General features: G+C 60.3%; 19 protein-coding genes and 1 tRNA gene. 14 read left to right on the top strand and 6 right to left on the bottom strand.

The window, feature by feature from the left end; genetic code table 11:
- The first annotated feature begins 28 nt into the window (after nucleotides 1-28).
- The 8 genes from mfd to HMPREF2920_RS02665 all read left to right on the top strand — a co-directional run bounded on the left by mfd (nucleotide 29) and on the right by HMPREF2920_RS02665 (nucleotide 9,398).
- A complete protein-coding gene (gene mfd, locus HMPREF2920_RS02630) occupies nucleotides 29-3,655 on the top strand; it encodes a transcription-repair coupling factor (RefSeq protein WP_070600927.1) in 3,627 nt (1,208 codons plus the stop codon).
- A 7-nt stretch (nucleotides 3,656-3,662) separates the two neighbouring features.
- Complete coding sequence (locus HMPREF2920_RS02635; RefSeq protein ID WP_070549398.1) at nucleotides 3,663-4,703, top strand: MazG nucleotide pyrophosphohydrolase domain-containing protein; 1,041 nt, start codon at nucleotides 3,663-3,665, stop codon at nucleotides 4,701-4,703.
- 71 nt (nucleotides 4,704-4,774) lie between these two features.
- Nucleotides 4,775-5,635, top strand: coding sequence for a lytic transglycosylase domain-containing protein (locus HMPREF2920_RS02640; RefSeq protein ID WP_049172246.1), 861 nt, complete (start codon nucleotides 4,775-4,777; stop codon nucleotides 5,633-5,635).
- 85 nt (nucleotides 5,636-5,720) lie between these two features.
- Nucleotides 5,721-6,995 (top strand): phosphopyruvate hydratase, encoded by a 1,275-nt coding sequence (gene eno / locus HMPREF2920_RS02645; protein WP_048733955.1) that lies wholly within the window; start codon nucleotides 5,721-5,723, stop codon nucleotides 6,993-6,995.
- A gap of 112 nt (nucleotides 6,996-7,107) precedes the next feature.
- Nucleotides 7,108-7,644 (top strand): FtsB family cell division protein, encoded by a 537-nt coding sequence (locus HMPREF2920_RS02650; protein WP_048733957.1) that lies wholly within the window; start codon nucleotides 7,108-7,110, stop codon nucleotides 7,642-7,644.
- 138 nt (nucleotides 7,645-7,782) lie between these two features.
- Nucleotides 7,783-8,319: a DUF501 domain-containing protein gene (locus HMPREF2920_RS02655; protein ID WP_069359271.1), complete on the top strand. Its 537-nt coding sequence runs from the start codon at nucleotides 7,783-7,785 to the stop codon at nucleotides 8,317-8,319.
- The gene (locus HMPREF2920_RS02660) at nucleotides 8,320-9,309 is read left to right on the top strand and encodes a Ppx/GppA phosphatase family protein (protein ID WP_049172251.1); all 990 of its coding nucleotides are present in this window, start codon (nucleotides 8,320-8,322) and stop codon (nucleotides 9,307-9,309) included. It begins immediately after the preceding gene.
- Between the two features lie 12 nt (nucleotides 9,310-9,321).
- Nucleotides 9,322-9,398: transfer RNA gene (locus HMPREF2920_RS02665), tRNA-Leu, on the top strand.
- A 62-nt stretch (nucleotides 9,399-9,460) separates the two neighbouring features.
- Here HMPREF2920_RS02665 and HMPREF2920_RS02670 read toward each other — a convergent pair.
- A complete protein-coding gene (locus tag HMPREF2920_RS02670; protein WP_049190697.1) occupies nucleotides 9,461-11,044 on the bottom strand; it encodes a succinic semialdehyde dehydrogenase in 1,584 nt (527 codons plus the stop codon).
- A 71-nt stretch (nucleotides 11,045-11,115) separates the two neighbouring features.
- Nucleotides 11,116-11,448 carry a hypothetical protein gene (locus tag HMPREF2920_RS02675; RefSeq protein ID WP_070600926.1) on the bottom strand — a complete coding sequence of 111 codons (333 nt, stop codon included), beginning with the start codon at nucleotides 11,446-11,448 and terminating at the stop codon, nucleotides 11,116-11,118.
- Between the two features lie 235 nt (nucleotides 11,449-11,683).
- Between HMPREF2920_RS02675 and HMPREF2920_RS02680 the strand changes: the two genes are divergently transcribed.
- On the top strand, nucleotides 11,684-12,511 hold the full coding sequence (locus HMPREF2920_RS02680; RefSeq protein ID WP_048733966.1) for a Bax inhibitor-1/YccA family protein: 828 nt from the start codon (nucleotides 11,684-11,686) through the stop codon (nucleotides 12,509-12,511).
- 248 nt (nucleotides 12,512-12,759) lie between these two features.
- On the opposite strand, the gene greA is transcribed toward HMPREF2920_RS02680, so the two are convergent.
- Both greA and HMPREF2920_RS02695 read right to left on the bottom strand, forming a co-directional pair.
- Nucleotides 12,760-13,272: a transcription elongation factor GreA gene (gene greA / locus HMPREF2920_RS02690; RefSeq protein WP_048733968.1), complete on the bottom strand. Its 513-nt coding sequence runs from the start codon at nucleotides 13,270-13,272 to the stop codon at nucleotides 12,760-12,762.
- 174 nt (nucleotides 13,273-13,446) lie between these two features.
- The gene (locus HMPREF2920_RS02695) at nucleotides 13,447-13,914 is read right to left on the bottom strand and encodes a DUF4307 domain-containing protein (protein ID WP_048733970.1); all 468 of its coding nucleotides are present in this window, start codon (nucleotides 13,912-13,914) and stop codon (nucleotides 13,447-13,449) included.
- A 261-nt stretch (nucleotides 13,915-14,175) separates the two neighbouring features.
- On the opposite strand from HMPREF2920_RS02695, the gene mca reads away from it, so the two are divergent.
- The 4 genes from mca to HMPREF2920_RS02715 all read left to right on the top strand — a co-directional run bounded on the left by mca (nucleotide 14,176) and on the right by HMPREF2920_RS02715 (nucleotide 17,571).
- Nucleotides 14,176-15,030 carry a mycothiol conjugate amidase Mca gene (gene mca / locus HMPREF2920_RS02700; RefSeq protein WP_070600925.1) on the top strand — a complete coding sequence of 285 codons (855 nt, stop codon included), beginning with the start codon at nucleotides 14,176-14,178 and terminating at the stop codon, nucleotides 15,028-15,030.
- Nucleotides 15,031-15,057: 27 nt separating this feature from the next.
- Nucleotides 15,058-15,342, top strand: coding sequence for a hypothetical protein (locus HMPREF2920_RS02705; RefSeq protein ID WP_048733974.1), 285 nt, complete (start codon nucleotides 15,058-15,060; stop codon nucleotides 15,340-15,342).
- Between the two features lie 313 nt (nucleotides 15,343-15,655).
- A complete protein-coding gene (locus HMPREF2920_RS02710) occupies nucleotides 15,656-16,747 on the top strand; it encodes a 3-deoxy-7-phosphoheptulonate synthase (protein WP_070600924.1) in 1,092 nt (363 codons plus the stop codon).
- Nucleotides 16,748-16,785: 38 nt separating this feature from the next.
- Nucleotides 16,786-17,571 (top strand): isoprenyl transferase, encoded by a 786-nt coding sequence (locus HMPREF2920_RS02715; protein WP_016423188.1) that lies wholly within the window; start codon nucleotides 16,786-16,788, stop codon nucleotides 17,569-17,571.
- A gap of 30 nt (nucleotides 17,572-17,601) precedes the next feature.
- On the opposite strand, the gene coaA is transcribed toward HMPREF2920_RS02715, so the two are convergent.
- Nucleotides 17,602-18,537 (bottom strand): type I pantothenate kinase, encoded by a 936-nt coding sequence (gene coaA, locus HMPREF2920_RS02720; protein WP_038626177.1) that lies wholly within the window; start codon nucleotides 18,535-18,537, stop codon nucleotides 17,602-17,604.
- A 150-nt stretch (nucleotides 18,538-18,687) separates the two neighbouring features.
- Here coaA and glyA point away from each other — a divergent pair, with 150 nt between their 5' ends.
- Entirely contained in the window at nucleotides 18,688-19,989 is a 1,302-nt protein-coding gene (gene glyA / locus HMPREF2920_RS02725) for a serine hydroxymethyltransferase (protein ID WP_005510713.1), read from the top strand.
- A 41-nt stretch (nucleotides 19,990-20,030) separates the two neighbouring features.
- Here glyA and HMPREF2920_RS02730 read toward each other — a convergent pair whose 3' ends face one another.
- Complete coding sequence (locus tag HMPREF2920_RS02730; protein ID WP_239660041.1) at nucleotides 20,031-21,278, bottom strand: HNH endonuclease signature motif containing protein; 1,248 nt, start codon at nucleotides 21,276-21,278, stop codon at nucleotides 20,031-20,033.
- Between the last annotated feature and the right edge of the window lie 82 nt (nucleotides 21,279-21,360).

A 21,360-nucleotide genomic window follows, 5' to 3' on the forward strand; every position in this document is an offset into this window, starting at 1 on the left:
ATCCGGGGTGCATGGTTATATTGGGGCTATGCCAACTTCTGCGTCTTCCTCGGCGAAAGCCACACCCAGCATTCTGCCGAACCCGCTGTCGGGGCTGGAAAGCCTCGTTGTCACGGATCCCCAATTTGTCGGCGTGCTCGGGCGCATCGGCGAAGACGAGCTGGCGCTCACGGGTGCGGACCCGGTGCGTTCGCACCTTATTTACGCCATGTCTACGAAGGTGCCGGTGCTGGTCATCACGGCTACCGGCCGTGAGGCGGAGGACCTGACTGCCGAGGTCAAGTCTATGATCGGCGACCGTGTAGCTATGTTCCCCTCGTGGGAGACGCTCCCGCATGAGAAGCTTTCGCCGGCCGTGGATACCGTGGCGCAGCGTCGTAAGGCGCTTTACGACGTTCGCCGGGGCAAAGTCGACGTTCTGATTGCGGCGGTGCGCTCGTTGGTGCAGCCGATTGTGGACGACCTCGAGGCTGAAGCCAGCGCGCCCATCCACATCCAGCTGGACCAGGACTGCGAGAACCTGGTTGAGCGGCTGGTGCATCACGGCTATTCGCATGTGGACATGGTCGGCAGGCGTGGCCAGTTTGCCGTGCGTGGCGGCATCGTCGATGTCTTCCCGGCGACCGAAGAGCTGCCGGTTCGTATCGAGCTCTGGGGTGACGAGGTTACCGACCTGCGCGCCTTTTCCGTCGCTGACCAGCGCACAATCTCTGAGATAGAGATCGACCAGCTGGATATCTTCCCGTGTCGTGCACTGCTTATCGACGACGACGTGAAGGCCGCCGCGGAGAAACTCGCCACCACGCGTTCTGGACAGGTCCAAGAAATGCTCACCCGCATCGGTGATGGCCAGTGGGTGGAGGGCATGGAGTCGCTGATTCCACTGATTAGTCAGCATCCGATGAAGATGCTCACCGAGGTCATGCCGGAGAAAACGCATGTGCTCATGTGCGGGCCGGAGCGCATTCGCTCTCGCGCGCAGGACCTGATTAGTGCGGGCGAGGAGTTTATGGCCGCAGCGTGGGAAACGGCCGCGATGGGTGGCTCGGCGCCAATCGCCACCGATGGTCTGGAGCCCAGCGCTTACCGCAGCTTGGCCTCTATCCCGATGCCCACCTCGTGGCATATTTCCCCGCCCGGCATGTTGGAGGCGGGGGTCACCGAAGATGATGTGCTGCCGCTAACCTTTGAGCCTGGGCCCGCGCCACGCGGTGACTTAAAGGAAATTGGTCACCTGATGAAGCAGCTGCGCGATGCCACGGTCGCGGGGGAACGAGTGGCGTACGTGGCGGCGACGCCCGCGGGAGCGCGTCGGCAAGCGGAAAGGTTTAGGGAAGCCGGAATTGCGACGCGCATGGCGGCGGGCCCGGAGTATCCCGAGTCCGGAAGAATTACGGTCTACCAGGGTGTTTTGCACGGTGGCCTGGTGTTCCCGCGAATCCCCGGTGGCGCGCTGACTCTGATTACCGAGCAGGACATCACAGGTAACCGCATCGCGGAAGGCGCGCTTGGTGGGCGCCGCAAGCCAGCGAAGCGCCGTGGTCAGGTGGATCCGCTGGCGCTGAAGGCCGGTGACTATGTCGTGCACGACACGCATGGCATTGGTCGGTTTGTGAAGCTCACTGAGCGCACCATCGGCACGGGCGAGGATCAGGCTCGCCGCGAGTACGTGGTGCTCGAGTACGCACCGAGCAAGCGCGGAGGCCCCTCGGACCAGCTCTACGTGCCGATGGAGAGCCTGGATTTGCTGTCGCGCTATGTCGGCGGTGAAAAGCCCGCGCTGTCGAAGATGGGCGGCTCGGACTGGAAGTCCACCAAGCGCAAGGCCCGTGGCGCTGTCCGCGAGATTGCGGAAGAGCTGGTCAAGCTCTACGCCGAGCGCCAAGCCGCGCCGGGCCACGCGTTCGCGCCGGATACGCCATGGCAGCAGGAGATGGAGGATAACTTCCCCTTCACCGAGACTGAGGACCAGCTTCAGGCCATTGACGAAATCAAGTCCGACATGGAAAAGCCGGTGCCGATGGATCGCGTGCTCATCGGCGATGTCGGCTACGGCAAGACCGAGGTGGCACTGCGTGCTGCCTTCAAGGCTGTTCAAGATGGCCGTCAGGTAGCAGTGTTGGTGCCAACTACGCTGTTGGCACAGCAGCATTTGACCACTTTCACTCAGCGTATGGAGGGCTTCCCGGTCACCATCCGTGGACTGTCCCGCTTTACCTCGCCGAAGGACTCCAAGGAGGTCCTCGAAGGGCTGAAGAACGGGACGGTCGACATTGTTATCGGCACGCATCGTCTCCTGCAGACCGGCGTGCAGTGGAAAGAACTCGGCCTGGTCATCGTTGACGAGGAGCAGCGTTTCGGCGTCGAACACAAGGAACACATCAAGGCGCTACGGCACCACGTCGACGTGCTCACCATGTCCGCAACGCCAATTCCGCGCACGCTCGAAATGTCGATTGCCGGCATCCGCGAGATGAGCCAGATTCTCACCCCGCCGCAGGATCGTCACCCGGTGCTGACATACGTCGGCGCGCAGTCCGACAAGCAGGTCGCCGCTGCTATCAGGCGAGAGCTGCTTCGCGACGGACAGGTGTTCTACCTGCATAATAAGGTGGAAACCATTGACAAAGTCGCCCAGAATATCCGCAATTTGGTGCCCGAGGCCCGCGTGGTAGTGGCCCACGGTCAGATGGGGGAGGAGCAGCTGGAGCGCACGGTCGATGGCTTCTGGCAGCGCGAGTACGACGTGCTGGTGTGTACCACCATCGTGGAGACCGGCCTGGATATTGCCAACGCCAATACGTTGATTGTGGAAAACGCCCACCATATGGGTCTTTCCCAGCTACACCAGCTGCGTGGTCGCGTGGGCCGTTCCCGTGAGCGCGCCTATGCCTACTTCCTCTACCCGGAGAATCAGACGCTGACGGAGACTTCCTACGACCGTCTGTCCACGATCGCGCAGAACAATGACTTGGGTGCCGGTATGGCCGTGGCCATGAAGGACCTGGAAATGCGCGGAGCCGGAAATATCCTCGGTGCGGAGCAGTCCGGTCACATTGCCGGCGTCGGCTTCGACATGTACGTCCGACTGGTTGGCGAGGCCGTGGCTGCACTGAAGGCAGTGGCCGATGGTGAAACGCCGGATGCTTCCGATAACGAACCGAAGGAAGTTCGGATTGATTTGCCGGTGGATGCGAATATTCCGGCCGAATATGTGTCGTCGGAACGCCTACGTCTAGAGGCGTACCGCAAATTTGCTGCCGCCAGTGCGCTGGACGATATCGACGTAGTGCTCGAAGAACTCATCGACCGTTACGGAACCCCACCCATTGAGGTGGAAAGACTGGCGGTTATTTCACGACTTCGAATTATTTGCCGGGAATTCGGCGTGCATGAAGTTCAAGCCATGGGTGCGCACATTAGAATAACCCCTATGGAGCTTGCTGACTCCAAGCAGGTGCGTCTCAAGCGCCTGTATCCACAGGCGACCTATCGTGCGGCAACGCGCACGGTTTCCGTCGGAATGCCGAAGGAAGGGCGAGGGTTGCGGGCAAAACCTGTCCGCGATATTGCATTGGTGCAGTGGGTAGCAGACTTCTTGACATCGATGGCGGGAATTCCACGTATGGATATCTCGCACATGGGAAAGGACTAGAAACCGTATGACTATCATCAAGCTCGATAGCCGCTTTCCAACTGCGATTCCGCTGGAAGCCGCTAGCCTGCTGACCGGTGAAGTCAGCTACACCGAAGAAGTCCCGATCCGTGTGCGTTGGGCAATTGCCGACGCCGGTGGGCACTCGGTGTCCCAGGCGGAGATTCTGGTCACCACCGATATGGGAAACGACGAGGTACTCGATCGCCTCGATGCGGGCGAGAAGGTCTACTCGGTCGAGCTGGATGATGCGCCGGACCCAGCAGCTCCGGCAGCTCGGGTTGTGGCGGCTCCCCAGCAGGACTCGGTGCAAGAACCTGAGCCAGAACCGGTTGCAGAGCCAGGGGCAGAGCCTGTTGCAGAACCGCTGACTCCGCAGGAACAGCTTGCCGCAGCTCGTCTGCCCCACGTCGTCGAGGCCGTGGACATCATGGCGGCAGCACGGCGCACGGGGCAGTGGGAAGCTCGCCAGACGCACAAGAGCCTGCTGCCGTATCTCATTGAAGAGACTTACGAGTTTGTCGACGCAGTCAACGAGGGCGGTGACATTCGTAGCGAGCTGTCAGATCTGCTGCTGCAGATCCTCTTCCACGCTGAAATCGCGGAGGGCTTCGACTTCGACGATGTGGCGACCGACTTTATTTTGAAGATGCGCGCTCGTCAGCCGTACCTCTTCGACGGCACTGTGGCCGAGGGAGAGATGGTGTCGGAGGAAGAACAGGAGCGACTGTGGGCTTACGGCCGCGGACGTCCGCGCTCGAACCCGGCCACACAGCTGCCAGCTCTGACTTTGGCTGAGGAAGCCATCCGCCGCGCACGTGCGCAGGGACTGTCCGATGCAGACATTCCAGTGGAGATTCTGGTCCCGACCCCGGGGCTGGAGACTGAGTCCGGTGCTGAAGAGCGGACCCGACAGGCTTCACGCGCATTCCTGGCTGAGCTGGCTCAGATGGAGAATCAGCAGGCCGGCAGTGTTGAGCAGTGGGCAGCGGGCAGCGAAGATAACGAAGAGGCTGAGGACCTCGGCCCGTCGGAAAGCGACAGCTAGTTTCCAGCAAAAGTGATTTCTGTCCTCGAGTTTGAGTGATTTTTACGGTCTACCCCGTAGAGTAATTCCCCATGCCTTCTAATTCTCCCTTTGATGAATACGCGCACCCCGCACCCCGCGGGGCGAAGCCGCGTGGCCGCAGTAAGGGGAAAAAGAAGTCCTCGAGAGGCTGTGGCTGCCTCGGTCTAACCTCCCTGGCGGTGCTGATCATCATTGGCACGGTTGGGGCGTTGGCTATGTTCACTGGACCCGTAATCCCGTCGTTGACCAAGAAGCCGATTCCGGATAATGTGCCGCCTGCTGCGGCTGAGCCACCGCCGATGATTGATGTCAACGCGCCCGGGCGCACCTCGGAACAGCTCCGACAGTGGGCGCAGCAGATTTCCCCGAAGACGGGTATTTCTGAGGACGCTCTCCGCGCCTACGGCAACGCATATGTGATTGCGGCAGAACAGTTCCCGAACTGCCACCTGGAGTGGAACACGCTTGCAGGACTGGGCAAAGTGGAGACTAATCACGGCACGTACTCGGGCAATTGGCTCAAGCCGGCTCATATCGGCGCCGATGGGGTAGTCAGTCCGACGATTATCGGTCCGCCGCTGGACGGCACGAGTGGGTTTGCTGAGGTTCTCGATACTGACAACGGCGAACTCGACGGTGACACAGAGTATGACCGCGCTGTGGGGCCGATGCAGTTTATTCCCGAGACCTGGCATCGTTTTGCGATGGATGCGTCTGGTGATGGTGTCGCCGACCCCAACAACATCGACGACGCAACTGCGACCACCGCACGGATGCTCTGCAGTGGGGAACGCGACCTCGCCACCCCGGAAGGGTGGGCATCTGCAATTCGCTCATATAACCAGTCTGAGCAGTATCTTCGCGATGTTCGGGACGCTGCGGCGAACTATGCGCTGAATCAGCCCGCATAGGGTGAAAAGGATTTAAGGCGAAGGTTGGCAAACCGTGCCACAATTGGAGTCATGTGCCGGAACGGTTCCGGCGGAAAGGTGACCTATGGCTGCAATCATCGAGTTGAACGCACGCGAAATTCTGGACTCCCGTGGTAACCCGACCGTTGAGGTTGAGGTGCTGTTGGAAGACGGCGCTGTGGGCCGCGCTGCGGTTCCGTCCGGTGCCTCCACCGGCGTTCATGAGGCACACGAGCTCCGCGATGGCGGAGACCGTTACCTGGGCAAGGGTGTCGAGAAGGCTGTCCGCGCTGTGCTCGAGGAGATTGAGGACGCAATTATTGGCCTCGAGGCTGAGGACCAGCGTCTGGTTGACAAGACCATGATTGAGCTGGACGGCACCGACAACAAGTCCCGCCTGGGTGCTAACGCAATCCTGGGTGTTTCCATGGCTGTTGCCAAGGCTGCTGCTGAGTCCGCTGGCCTGGATCTGTTCCGCTACGTCGGCGGCCCGAACGGTCACGTTCTGCCGGTTCCGATGATGAACATCCTCAACGGTGGCGCACACGCTGACTCCGGCGTTGACGTCCAGGAGTTCATGATTGCTCCGATTGGCGCCCCGACCTTCAAGGAAGCACTGCGCGTCGGTGCTGAGGTCTACCACGCACTCAAGAAGGTCATTAAGGACAAGGGCCTGTCCACTGGCCTCGGCGATGAGGGTGGCTTCGCTCCGTCGGTTGACTCCACCAAGGCTGCACTGGACCTGATTGTTGAGGCAATTGAGGCCGCAGGCTACAAGTTGGGCGACGATGTCGCTCTGGCTCTCGACGTTGCTTCTTCCGAGTTCTTCAAGGACGGCAAGTACCACTTCGAGGGCGGCGAGCACACCGCTGAGGAGATGGCAGCTGTCTACGCTGACCTGGTTGAGAACTACGCCATCGTCTCCATCGAGGATCCGCTGCAGGAAGATGACTGGGAGGGCTACACCACCCTGACCGCTCAGCTTGGTGACAAGGTCCAGATTGTCGGCGACGACTTCTTCGTCACCAACCCGAAGCGTCTGGCAGAGGGCATTGAGAAGAAGGCCGCTAATGCTCTGCTGGTCAAGGTCAACCAGATTGGTACCCTGTCCGAGACCTTCGAGGCCGTCGCAATGGCTCACAACGCCGGCTACAAGTCCATGATGTCCCACCGCTCTGGTGAGACCGAGGACACTACCATCGCTGACCTGGCTGTCGGCCTGAACTGTGGCCAGATCAAGACCGGTGCTCCGGCTCGCTCCGAGCGCGTTGCTAAGTACAACCAGCTGCTGCGCATCGAGGAGTACCTGGGTGACGCCGCAGTCTACGCTGGTCGCAGCGCATTCCCGCGTTTCAAGTAAAGAGCTGAGGCGCTGCGAAAGCTGCGTCTAGCACTGCCCGTCCGCACCACGCACGTGGTTGTGGGCGGGTTTTTGTTATTTCATCGGCTGGCGGTCGGGTAGAGTGTGGGGCATGAGTGCATCGGACCGATCTCGCCGCGGAACACAGTCGCGCCCTGCAGGGGCGGGGCAGCGTTCGGCAGCGGCAATCGCATCGGGAATGCGCTCGCTGAGCACGGCACAGAAGATCGGTATTGGTCTGCTGGTGCTTTTCTTAGTATCTGTTCTCGCAATTCCGCTGCGGACTTTTGCACAACAGCAGGCGGATGTAGCCGCAACGCAGGACAATATTGCTCGCATGGAACAGCGAATTAAGCAGTTAGAGGATGAAAAGGAGCTGTACTCCAACCCCGCCTATGTTAAGGAGCAGGCACGTCTGCGCCTGGGGCTGGTAGAGCCGGGGGAGACCCCATTCCGTATCCTCGATCCGGCCGTGGGCGAACAGCCTGTGACGCAGCCGGAGGAAATTCCGCAGCACCAGGCCAAGAAGTGGTACGAGACGCTGTGGGATTCCATTTCCATCCCGCCCGAACCCGAAGAGACTCGCCCTAATCCGGGGCGCGATCAGGCAACGAGGCCAGAGAGCTTGCCGACGGTACCGGAGTCCTAAACCTCCGTAGGGCTACCTGGGGCCTCTCGGTGAGGTTGCATGCGCGGCGGAGTGTGCCGTCGTAAAGCGAAGCAACGCGCTTGTAAGGCGACTGTGAGATTATGTGTCAGTAAAACGGAAGCAAAAGGAGTGTGACCGATGTCTGTGGATACCGCAGATTTGGAAGTGATAGCGGAGCAGCTCGGACGTGAACCACGGGGTGTAGTGGACATCTCTTACCGCAGCCCCGACGGCACTCCTGGTGTGGTCAAGACGAAGCCTCGTTTGGACGATGGCACTCCGTTTCCCACGCTCTTTTACCTGACTGATCCGCGTTTGACAGCGGAGGCCTCCCGGTTGGAGACGACCGGCGTGATGAAAGAAATGACCGCGCGTCTGGAAAGCGACGAAGACCTCGCCGCCGATTACCAGCGCGCGCACGAGGCGTTTCTGGCAGAGCGCAATGAGATGGAAGACCTAGGCACGGACTTCTCCGGTGGCGGAATGCCGACGCGCGTGAAGTGCCTCCACGTTCTTATTGCCTACGCGCTGGCCAAGGGGCCGGATCACTTCCGACTGGGTACTGAGTCGGTGGCGCTGGCGGCGGAGAACGAGAAACTGCGCGGCACCGCGATTCCCGCAGATTGGCCCACGATTGCCGAGCTCGGTATTGCGTATCCGGGGGTGGAGGGATAAATGACGACCCTCGCTGCCGTCGACTGCGGCACTAATTCGCTTCGCCTGCTTATCAGCCGGGTCGAGGTTGTCGATGGAGTTCTCGAAATCACAGAACTGCACCGACTGATGGAAATCGTCCGCCTTGGCCAGGGCGTGGATGCCACTGGCATGCTGGCTCCAGAGGCGCTGGAGCGCGTGCGGGAGGCTCTGACGAAGTATGCGGAGCTTATGCAGGTCGAAAAAGTGCAAGCAGTCCGAATGGTGGCGACATCGGCGACACGCGACGCAAGCAACCGCGACGATTTCTTCGCCATGACCCGCGAGATTCTCGCTCCGTGGGGTGCAGAGGCCGAGGTCATTTCCGGCGACGAGGAAGCCGCGCTGTCCTTCCGCGGGGCGGTAGATGACTTGGAGCCCGAGCTCGGTCCGTATTGCGTCATTGACGTCGGCGGTGGCTCCACCGAGGTTATTGTCGGTGACCACGATGGTACGGTAGCCGGTTCTGATTCCGTGGCTATGGGCAGTGTGCGCTTGACCGAACGGTTCCTGCAGGCCTCGCCACCGACGGCGGAACAGGTCCAGGAGGCGCGTTCGTATGTTGCGGAGCTGGCCGACGAGATTGTTGCGAAGGTGCCTGTCGACAAGGCTCGCACCATCGTCGGCTGCGCCGGGACCTTCACCACGCTGTCGGCGCTGGCACAGGGGCTAGAAACCTACGACCCGGAGGCAATCCACCTGTCGCAGCTGCGCTTTGCGGCGTTGCGTGCGCTGACCGCGTCCGTGATTGAGACCGACGCGGAGTCCCTCGCTGCCAATCCCGTGATGCATCCGAAGCGCGCGGATGTCTTCGCCGGCGGTTCCATCATTGTGGACGGTCTGATGGACATGTTTGAGGCGCTGCCGCTTTCCGAGGCAGCGAAGGAAGAGCAGCGCTTTTTCTACATCAGCGAGAAGGATATCCTCGACGGAATTGTGGCGAGTTTGGTAGACACCCATATCGCCCATTAATCTTTCTTAGGGGCCCCTATAGCCCAATTGGCAGAGGCAGAGGACTTAAAATCCTTTCAGTGTGGGTTCGAGTCCCACTGGGGGCACCAAAAGGCCAGGTCAGAGAGTTTTCTGACCTGGCCTTTTGCTATTTGTGCGCGCTACATGCGGATTACGGCAGGACGTTGAACTTCTTGCCGAGGACAAGTGCCGTGTTGAACACCTTCGAGTACAGCTCACGCGGCATCTGCGGCATCGACACCGGGGAAAGACGCTGCACGGTCACTGTCTGCTCATCGGTGTACTTCAGCAGGCCGCCCGCTGCTTGACGACGGCCCACACCCGAATCCTTGAAACCACCCATCGGGGCATCGACAGACGCGAAGGCCGCAGCAAAACCATCGTTGACATTGACAGTGCCGGCCTCAAGCTGTGGAGCCAGCTCCTTTGCGCGACGCGGGGAGGTCCACAGCGAAGCGTTGAGGCCATAACGGGAATCGTTGGACTTGGCGATAGCCTCATGGACATCCGAGACACGCTGGAGGACTACCACCGGGCCGAATACCTCTTCGGTCAGCAGGGCGACGCCCTCCGGGACGTCGGTAAGCACAGTCGGTTCGTAGAACAGCGGTCCCAGATCCGGGCGAGGACGACCGCCGGCCAGCACGGTGGCGCCGGCCTCGATGGCCTCGTCGACCATGGACTTGACGATGTCGAACTGGCCCTGCGACTGCAGACAGCCCATCTCGGTTTCCCACTCGTAGCCAGCGCCGATGGACATTGCCTTCACGCGGTCGGTGAATGCCGGGACGAACTCGTCCCAGACGGAGTCCACGACATAAATTCGCTCAATGGATACACACAGGTGACCGGAGTTGGTGAAGCAGCCGATGCGTGCGCCCTCGACCGCGCGGTTGATGTTGGCATCTTCAGCGACAATCAGCGGGTTCTTGCCGCCGAGCTCCGCGGAGAAACTGATCAGGCGCTCGCCACACTGCTGTGCCAGCGAGCGGCCGGTCTCGGAGGAGCCGGTGAACATCAGGAAGTCACACTGGCCGACAATGCCCTGGCCGACAACGCGACCGGGACCTGGAATGACCTGGAAGAGATCCTCCGGAAGGCCAGCGCGGTAGAGCAAATCGACAGCGAAGAGAGCGGTAAACGGAGTGGTGCTGTCCGGCTTGAGCACGATGGCGTTACCGGCCATCAGTGCAGCCAGCGCATCGGAAACCGCGAGGGTCAGTGGGTAGTTCCACGGAGCAATAACACCGACGACGCCCTTTGGATGGTGGTAGACGGTGGTCTTGGAAAGTACCGGGACAGCGCCGTGTGCTCGCTTCGGCTCAAGCAGTTTCGGGCCCTGATTGCCGTAGTAGCGGGCGGTGATAGCTGTGTGTACGAGCTCCTCGTGGGCACTGGCGCGGTTTTTACCGGTCTCGGCCTGCAGCAGGTCCAGCACCTGGTCGCAGTGGGTAAAGAGCAGGTCGTGGAAGTGGTGCAGCACTTCGCCGCGCTTTTCCGGCGCCATGCGGGCCCACTTCTTCTGCGCGGCACGGGCACGCTTGAAGGCCTCGTCGACATCGGCCTGGGTACCGACAGGAATCTGCGCCAGCTCCTGGCCGGTAAATGGTGCCGAGATAGTGGCGGTCTTCGACTTATCAGCTACCGTGACGCGCTGAAGAAGGCGGGCAACGAGCTCGTCGTTAAGCGGATTGCGGATGGTAGTTCGGTTTGTCGTAGCAGTAGATGCTGTCATGGCACAGATACTACTGTTGCGCGGCGCCCCGAGATAGTAAATTTGGCAAAACTACAAAAACTTAGAAAACTTTAGTAAGTAGTCCAGCCCATCCGACGGTTGCGGTCCGGTTCGCGCGGGCCATCGTTGCCGAACTCGAACGGTTCGTGGCCGTCGACATCGCCGTAGCGCATCTCCGGGTCATCATCCAGATCGTCGTCGACGTCGATGTCCGGCTTTTCCTCGGCCAACCGCTTGCCGAGGGTGTCATGCGGAGAAGCACCCCGCCAGCGGTCCGGCGGATCCATTACATAATTCTCGCCATCACCGGTGAGGAAGTCGCCATCGAGTCCCTCTGAGCCATCGAGCGTGGTCTCGTCGAAATCACCAGTGGTATCCGGATCGTAGTCAAGGCCATCAGACATCTTGACCAACCTCCTGTTTCATAATCACTCATGTGGTGCCCACGCCTGGCGACTGTGAGTTTTTCCGCGATTACAAAATCACCGCCAGCAGGCGAGGAATTACCTTGATACTAACTGTTTTTCAGGGTTGGGAACAATACCTTTACATCGCCCGTTGTAGAAAGTGTAGGCAAACGTAAGCGCGTGTGCCTGAATACAAAACGTAAGAAAAACTGAGAAAAGAAAGAAGGACGACGTGCGCGAAAGCAGCAATCCTGCATTCAGTTCACTTACTAAGACCGTCGCCCGCGGACAGGCGGGCGCACATCACTACGGCCAAGGTCAGATGGGCGCTGGCTACGGGGATAACCCGTACCAGTCGCAGGTTGCCGCCGACTACCGTCCGATGACGGTCGACGATGTCGTTTCCAAGACCGGCATCACGCTGGCAACCATCATCGTTTTGGCTGCGGTCAATTTCTTCATTGCCGTCAGTGTCTCCACCAGCCTGGCCATGATTCTGACCATTGTCGGCGCCATCGGTGGTCTGATTACTGTTTTGGTTTCCACCTTCGGCAAGAAGTACGGCTCCGCGCCGGTTACCCTCACCTACGCGGCCTTCGAGGGCCTCTTCGTCGGTGGCATCAGCTTCATGTTCACCGCTCCAATTCAGGGCGTTGCCGCAGGTGCGCTGATTATGCAGGCAGTGCTGGCCACCCTGGGTGTCTTCATCGGTATGCTCTTCGTCTACAAGTCGGGCGCTATCCGCGTGACCCCGAAGTTCACCCGTTTTATGAGTGCGGCTCTGATCGGTGTGCTGGTCCTCATGCTGGGCAACCTGGTGCTCTCCCTGTTCGGCCTGGGCTTCCCGCTGCGTGACGGCGGCATGCTGTCGATCATCTTCTCGCTGGTCTGCATCGGCCTGGCAGCCTTCAGCTTCCTGATTGACTTCGATCAGGCTGACCGCCTGGTCCGCGCTGGCGCTCCGGCTCAGTACGCCTGGGGTGTCGCCCTCGGCCTGGCTGTGACCCTGGTCTGGCTCTACACCGAGATTCTGCGTCTGCTGTCCTACTTCAGGGACTAAACGCTAGAAAACTAACTAACGCACAAGCGCCGGTTAGCCCGTTATTACGGGTGGCCGGCGCTTTGTTGTTGGCAGTCGACATATTGACCGATCAGGCTGTTCAGTGTGACGTCGTAAAGCGCGTTATTGAAGCGGGAGAGGGCACAAAAAATGGACCGATAGGCCATATGGGCTTCTATCGGTCCAAGAATCGGGCACTGTGGCCCGAAGTTGCCGCCTGGGTTGAGGCGGTCTAACGCCGGGAGCGCTTAGGCGTCCATCTCCGGGTCGTACGGCTCAGCCTTGACCACAGTGACAGACACTTCGTCGCCGCTTGGGGAAGCGTAAGTGCGGGTCTCGCCCTCCTTAGCGCCGACCAGAGCCTTGCCCAGCGGGGAATCGGTGGAGTAGGTCTCCAGGTTCGGGTTGGAGGAGTCAGCGCCACGGGTACCGATGAGGAAGGTCTCGGTGTCGTCTTCGTCGCCGTCGTAGTAGACGTGGACCACGGTGCCGACCAGAGCCACACCGGACTCCTGCGGGATCTCGCCGACGGTGGCGCGCTGCAGCAGGTCTTCGAGGTAGCGGATGCGCGCCTCTTCCTGTCCCTGCTGCTCACGAGCGGCATCGTAGCCGGCGTTTTCCTTCAAGTCGCCCTCTTCGCGGCGCTCGTTAATCTCGGCGGCGATGACCGGGCGGTTTTCGTATAGCGCCTCAAGCTCGGCCTTGAGCTTGTCGTAGGACTCCTGGGTGAGCCATGGGCTATTGTTCTTTGCCTCAGTCATGGTTCCTCCTGTGTTTTTGGCTATTTAATACAAAAGCGGCCCCGCGTGGGGCCGTCGGCTGCGTCACAGGATAGCACTGTCACGCCACATGGCAATAACAGGCGCGTCGGAGTGTTGTTGCGCACGCTTTACGACGTGCCGTGAAAGCGCATAATCCTCAGTTGCGAAAGGCAGTTACTTAGCAGGTGCGAGGAACTCCGGAATGTCGGTGGAGCAGCCGTAGACATCGCCGGCGACGGCCAACTCGCGGGTGGCAATGGGGACGTCCATACGCACCGTAGCGGGGCCGCCGCCCGGAATGAATACGTCGCGACGGCCGACCTCTGCCACGTCATAGTTCAGCGCGTAGATAATGCAGTAGCTATCCAGCTCCGGCTTTTCGCGGGTGACGTCCAGCGTGAAGATGAACTGCTCATCTTCCTTACCTGGAGTGCGGCTCCAGCCCGCTTGCGTTGCAGAGACATCCGGGGCGGAGACGCGGTTCATCTGAACGAAGATGTATGCGCCGGCGATGACGAGCATGCCAACAATAGCGATAACAACCAATTTTGCGGGGAGAGTGCGACTGTTATCCCCATAGCGCTCGCGCTGCCCGTTAGGCGCTGCGGTATTTCGGGTGTTTCGCTCCGAACTTTCAGCCATGCTTTTTAGCCTATCGGAGTTCTTGGTCGACGTGGTAAAATGTTGACAGTTAAACAATCTTTCTGGTGTGGCGCAGTGTCCTGCTGCTATGTTGTTCCACCGAGTAGCGATGCTGCGTGGTCATATGATGGTGCAGCGCTATAGTGGGGCGGTATTGAAACGGTGCTGTAGTAGCATCGTTGCGGTCGAAGGGCCCCGGCCTCGGCCAGAAAACATGGACTGAGATAGTAGCGGGAGTGACTTCAATTGGCACTTCGTCTGATGGCGATTCACGCTCATCCTGATGACGAATCGAGCAAGGGCGCCGCAACAATGGCCCGATATGTGGCGGAAGGGCATCGCGTCAAAGTGGTGACCTGCACCGGCGGTGAGGCCGGTAGCATTCTCAACCCGGCGATGGATCGGCCGGAGGTGCGGGAGAATATCGCCTCGGTGCGCGTTAACGAAATGGCTGCAGCCGCTGAGATTCTCGGTGTTGAACATGAGTGGCTCGGCTTTACCGACTCCGGTCTGCCTGCGGGCAACCCGGTGCCGGTGCTGTCGCACGGTGTGTTTGCTCGCCAATCGGTCGAGGATGCGACGAAGCCTCTCATCCGGGCCATCCGGGAATTCCGTCCGCACGTCGTCATTACTTACGACGAAAACGGTGGCTACCCGCACCCGGACCACATCATGACCCATATCGTGTCCATGCGCGCTTGGCTGGAGTCCGGAACGGATAAGTACCCCGAGCTCGGTGAACCATGGGAGATTTCCAAGCTCTACTACACCCACGGTTTCATCAAGGCGCGCCTCATCGCGCTGGATAACTACTACCGCGACAACGGCTTGGAAAGCCCGCTGGCCGAGTCCTTCCGTCATTGGACTAAGACTCCCGGCGACATCATGACCCGCGTGACCACGCAGGTCGAGTGCGGCGATTACTTCCAGCAGCGGGATCAGGCGCTGCTGGCGCACGCCACGCAGATCGATCCGAACGGGCCATTCTTCGCCGTGCCGGTAGACATTCAGCAGCGCGTTTGGCCGACCGAAGAGTTTGAGCTCGCCCGCACTCGCGTGCAGACTGAGCTGCCAGAGACCGATCTCTTCGCCGGTATCGACCCCGACGCGGAATAGTCCGGAATTAACGCTAAGCTGGAACTCATGATTGAAAGCTTCGACGCCTTGGCGGCTCGCACGACAATTTTCCTGGCGCAGAACCCCACTGGTCCGCGGGGTGCTGACTTCGGTAAGGCCTCTCCTATTGGCCTGCTCATCATTGTCGTTTTGCTCATCGTCATCCTGGCTCTCGGCTGGGATCTCTCGCGGCGCGCGAAGCGCATGGCCGCCCGCCGGAAGTTTGCCGAGGCGCACGGTATGGATCCCTTTGATTCCGAGGCCGTGGATAAAGCGATGGCTGCAGCAGAGCAGCGTCGTGAAGCGGAGTAGTTAGCGTCAAGGCATGTGCGCGCCGCTTGACGACGGGCAATGTGTGCACCCCTGATTGTTTCCCATGTGGCGGGATTTGGAGTTCGAATTGCGGGATTCTAGGCAGTGCGCTACAGTCAAGCACATGCGTATGTGGCGATTTTATTTTTCGAAGGCTCCGGAGGCAGTGACGACCTAGTCACAGCCGGCGGCTAATCGTCACGTCGCCACCAACCGGAGCCAAAGGCAGCAGCCCCAACCAATCGGGGCGCTGCCTTTTGTCGTATCTACAGCCAAAATGCGCAACTAATCACCCAGAGAAAAGAGACCTCAGATGACCCCTCCAACTTCCCTCGAAGCCCCCGCCTCGACCGCGAACCGCCGCGTCGTAGCCTTCCACGACCTGCCCTCCCCAGAAGAGGTCATGGCCAAACAGCCACTGACCCCAAACCTGGTTAACGAGGTAGAGCAGTCGCGACTCGACATCGCTCGCATCATCGCCCGTGAAGACGATCGTCTGCTGGTCGTTGTCGGCCCGTGCTCCATCCACGACCCCGAGGCCGCCATCGACTACGCCCGCCGCCTGAAGGCCACCGCCGATGAGCTCGACGAGGACCTACTGGTCGTCATGCGCGTCTACTTCGAAAAGCCACGCACCACCGTCGGCTGGAAGGGACTCATCAACGACCCCGACCTGGATAGCTCCTTCAAGATCAACAAGGGCTTGCACATGGCCCGCGAGGTACTCATCGAGGTCCTGCGCACCGGCCTGCCCGCCGGCGCCGAATTCCTCGAACCCAACAGCCCGCAGTACATTTCCGACGCCGTCTCCTGGGGCGCGATCGGTGCGCGTACCACGGAGTCGCAGGTCCACCGTCAGCTCGCTTCCGGACTTTCCGTGCCCATCGGCTTCAAGAACGGCACCGACGGCAACGTCCAGGTCGCCGTGGACTCGCTGGTCTCCGCAGCAAACCCGCACTTCTTCTTCGGCATGAACGACCAAGGCCGCGCCGCCGTCGTCGAAACCGCCGGCAACCACAACTGCCACATCATCCTCCGCGGTGGCACCTCCGGCCCGAACTGGGACGAAGAATCGCTTAACGACGCCGAAGCGCGCCTGAACAAGGCCGAGCAAACCGTCAGCATTATGGTGGACGCCTCCCACGCCAATTCCGGAAAATCCGAGGTGCGCCAGGCCGAGGTCGTTGAGGAGCTCGGCAAGCTCATCGGGGGCGGCGACGAGCGCATCACCGGCATCATGATGGAGTCCTTCCTCGAAGCCGGCGCGCAAAAAATTACCGATGGTCGTAAGGGCCTCGTATACGGCAAGTCCGTCACCGATGCGTGCATGGATTGGGAAACCACCGACCGGCTGCTGCGTACGCTTGCGGCAGAAGTTCGGAAGCGTCGGCAGGCACGCGACTAAGCACAAAGTGGCCGTGCCCATTGGGTAGGGTTACATATGTGAAAGAAAACCAGCCGTCCTCACTCCGGCGGATCGCCTATCCGCTCTACGAGCGCAAACTAGCCCAAGAGCTAGAAGGAAAACCTCGCCCCAAGCACGTTGCCATCATGGCCGATGGCAACCGCCGCTGGGCGAGGGAGGCTGGATTCACCGACGTCAGCCACGGCCACCGCGTCGGCTCCCGCAAAATCGCAGAATTCGTCGGCTGGTGCGCCGAGCAGGAAATCGAGCTGGTCACCATCTACCTGCTCTCCACCGAAAACCTCGGGCGAGACCCCGAAGAGCTGGAATTACTGTTCGACATCATCGCCGACGTCGTCGACGAATTGGCGCAATCGCCTAACGACGTGCGCCTGCGCATGGTCGGCCACCTCGAGCTCCTTCCGGAAAGAATGACCGCCCGGCTGCGTCACGACGAAGAAGTCACCGCGAACAACACCGGCATCCAGGTCAACATCGCCGTTGGCTACGGCGGCCGGCAGGAAATCGTCGACGCAGTACGCAGAATCATCCGGGAATCAGTCGCCGAGGGAATCGATGCTTCCGAGCTTGAGGAGCGCATCACCACCGATGCCATTTCTCGCCGCCTCTACACATCCGGACAACCGGACCCCGATCTAGTCATCCGCACTTCCGGAGAACAGCGGCTCAGCGGCTTCCTCCTCTGGCAAACCGCCTACTCCGAGATTTGGTTCACCGATACCTACTGGCCCGAATTCCGCCGCATCGACTTCCTCCGCGCACTTCGAGACTTTTCGCAGCGCTCACGCCGCTTCGGCAAATAACCTCCCTACATCCGGAAAAATTTCCGGATGTTAGAGTTTGCGCATCCGGACCCTCGAAACCTTGTGGTCCCGAGACTTCGTAAGAACTAATGACGCCCGCACTCGAGTGGGCAAAATATTTTCCGTCAGGTTCGGCAAGTTCACCTGCTGCCAAATGCGTCGGGCCACCTCGGCCGCAGCTTCGTCGTCAAGCGTGGCGTAATCCGCGAAGTGCGCGCCCGGAGCGCGAAACGCCGTCTGGCGGAGACTGAGGAAACGATTAATGTACCAGCGTTCGATGTCCGCGCGCGGGGCATCGACGTAGACACTGAAATCGAAAAGATCGGAAATCATCAGCGTCGGGCCCGTCTGCAAAACGTTGAGCCCCTCGAGAATGAGAATGTCCGGACGATCGACATCGACGAACTCATCCGGCACCCGGTCATAGAGCGTGTGCGAATACACCGGCGCCTTCACATGCCGCGCCCCCGACTTCACCGCCGTGACAAACCGCATCAACGCACGCTGATCATACGACTCCGGATACCCCTTGCGCTGCATAATCCCACGGCGATTCAATTCCTCAGAAGGATAGAGGAAGCCATCAGTAGTAACCAAGTCCACCCGCGGATTAGTCTCCCAGCGCTCGAGCAGGACCTGCAGCAAACGCGCCGTCGTTGACTTGCCGACCGCCACCGAACCCGCGACGCCGATAATAAACGGCACCGACGCCCCCTTCGAAGGATTTTCCCCAAGGAAGTTTGACGTTACGGCGTTCAGCTCCCGATGCGCCGCCACACGCATGTGAATCAGACGAGAAAGCGGAAGATAGACCTCGGCGACTTCGTCCAGGTCGATGTTTTCACCGATACCGGAAAGTCGTTCAGCTTCCTCTTCCGTCAGCACCAGAGGCATATTCTTGCGCATTTCGCGCCACTGCTCGCGTTTGAACTCGACGTACGGGCTGGGGGATGTTGCGCGCGTCATACTTCCAATTGTGCCAAGGGGGTGCCGAAAACCGGAAAACGAGTCAATAAAGGGGGCATACCTGAATGGTGCTGCTTTCGTGGTTTGCCCCATAAAGGGCTAGCATGGCCTGTGGCATTGAAGTTTCATTGAAAGGTCGAAAACCTACTCATGACCGGGTCTAACAATAACGATGTCCGCTACCAATCGCTGCGTGAACTCGATCCCGACCTCGCAGAGGCAATGGCAGGGGAGCTCTCTCGTCAGCGTGACATGCTCGAAATGATTGCCAGTGAGAACTTTGTTCCACGTGCAGTGCTGCAAGCTCAGGGCTCGGTTCTGACCAACAAGTACGCCGAAGGCTACCCGGGCCGTCGTTACTACGGCGGCTGCGAATACGTCGACGTCGTCGAGGACATGGCACGCAACCGCGCCAAGGAGCTCTTCGGCGCTGAGTTCGCCAACGTTCAGCCACACGCAGGTGCGCAGGCAAACGCTGCCGTTCTGCATGCGCTGATCAACGCCGGTGACAAGATTATGGGCCTCGACCTGGCACACGGCGGTCACCTGACCCACGGCATGAAGCTTAACTTCTCCGGCAAGCTCTACCACGTCGCCGCATACGGTGTGGACAAGGACACCATGCGGATCGATATGGACAAGGTGCGTGAGCAGGCGCTCGCAGAAAAGCCGGATGTTCTCATCGCAGGTTGGTCGGCGTACCCGCGCCACCTCGACTTCGAAGCTTTCCGTTCCATCGCCGATGAGGTCGGTGCGAAGCTGTGGACGGACATGGCGCACTTCGCAGGCCTGGTTGCCGCCGGTCTGCACCCGTCGCCGGTTCCGCATTCTGACGTTGTGTCGACCACCGTTCACAAAACCCTCGGTGGTCCACGTTCGGGCATGATTTTGGCTAAGCAGGAGTACGCCAAGAAGCTGAACTCCGCTGTTTTCCCGGGGCAGCAGGGTGGTCCGCTGATGCACGCCATCGCCGGCAAGGCCGTGGCGCTGAAGATTGCTGGTACCGAGGAGTTCAAGGAGCGCCAGGAGCGCACTCTCGCTGGTGCCCGCATTCTGGCTGAGCGTCTCACCGCTTCCGACTGCGCCGAGGCTGGCGTCGATGTTCTCACTGGCGGCACCGATGTCCACCTGGTTCTGGCGGATCTGCGCAATTCTGAGATGAACGGCCAGGAGGCCGAGGATCTGCTCCACGCTGTTGGCATCACCGTTAACCGTAATGCCGTTCCGTTTGACCCGCGTCCTCCGATGGTTACATCCGGACTTCGTATCGGTACTCCGGCGCTGGCCACCCGTGGTCTCGACGAGAAGGCCTTCACCGAGGTCGCCGATGTCATCGGTACTGCTCTCGCCGCCGGCAAGAATGCGGATGTTGACTCCCTGCGTGCTCGTGTTTCGAAGATTGCTCAGGAATTCCCGCTTTACGACGGCATCGAGGACTGGAACCTCATCTAAATCTGCGTTTTTGCAGCGCAAGTACCCGTTCTAGCAGTGCGCTAGGACGGGTTTTCCCGTACATCCGGGTTTTGGTCCGGAGGTGGTGGCTCCGGCCCGAGCTGTTTCGTCGTGCCTGCCCGGTATCCGGCGTAGGACCTCCCGGACATTGATGTCACGAATGAGTTGCTAAACAGCGGCGGCCGAGTCTTGTCAGGTGGGCGCCATCGAATATGTCCGGATGTGGGGATGCGTTCGAGGTGGCCGTTGCGTCCTTCCCGGTCGTCGTCGTTAAGCCCGTTGTGTTCGCGGCAGACCATGGTGAGGTTGTCCAGCGTGGTTGTGCCGCCGTGTTTGTGGGCGACTAGGTGGTGCGCTTGTCCGCTATAGGCGGGGCGTTCACAGCCGGGCCAGGCGCAGATGGGGTTGTCGATGAGCATCGCGATGCGCTGCTCTTCAGTCGCCAGGCGGGGGTTGCCGATGGGAAATAAGTCCGTAATGGCGCTGTGTTCGTCGTAAAGCACGGCCCACCCGGTGTCGGCGAGTAGGGCGTTGAGGAAGACGTCGGGGGCGAGCGCAGAGCCGTTGGTGGTGGCGGCGAATCGCGGGCTGTAGTCGATGAGGTCTTGTGCGGTGATGATGATGGCGGGTTGGTAGCGCATTTCATCGAGCTTGTCGACGGGCGTTGCGGCATCGGCATGCTCGAGGCGCTCGGCAAGCGCTTGGCCGACGCAGCGGTCGTGGGAAAACTCCGGATGGGACTTCCGGATTTCTGCGGCACGGATGGTAAGCGGCGACAGGAGATTGTCGAGCATATCCGAGGGGCCGGAGATATGGAAGTGCTTCATTCCCCGGATGTCTACCTTCCGGGAAAATCGGGCGCGTAGGTGCTGGGGTGGCTCGTCTTCGGTGTTGAGCTCGGTGAGAGTTTCCCGCATGTAGAGATCGAGTTCTTCGAAGCCGAGGCGTTCGGCGGCAGCGACGAATGTGAGGCGGAGGTTGTCGTGGAGTTCGGCGTTGTTGGCTTGGCGGCTGCGCTTGTCGATAAGCACGCAGGTGTCCAGGCTGAGGCCGAGCTGGCGCGCAAGGGCGGTGGCGTCTTCGCGGGCTTTGGTGTTTTCCTCGGTGTCAGCGGGTTGGAGATAGTGGGCGGCGACGCGTAGCAAAAGCCGGAGGCGCGCCGGGTCAAGGCCGAGGGTTGCCGCCAGGTGGGAGGTGGCGTCGTGGCCGTCGGGACGCGCGGCGTGGAGTTCCGCTAGCGTGTCCATTCCGCGCGAGGCCAGTGCGGCGAGCGTCCCAAGAACTGTCATGCCTTTGAAGGTAAAAGTCCGGATGTAGGGGGACAACGCCTATGGGGGCAGGCTGTGGATAAGTCAGCCGGTTTAGCAGTTA

This window comes from Corynebacterium sp. HMSC075F02 (genome assembly GCF_001838335.1).
Lineage (GTDB): Bacteria > Actinomycetota > Actinomycetes > Mycobacteriales > Mycobacteriaceae > Corynebacterium > Corynebacterium jeikeium_D.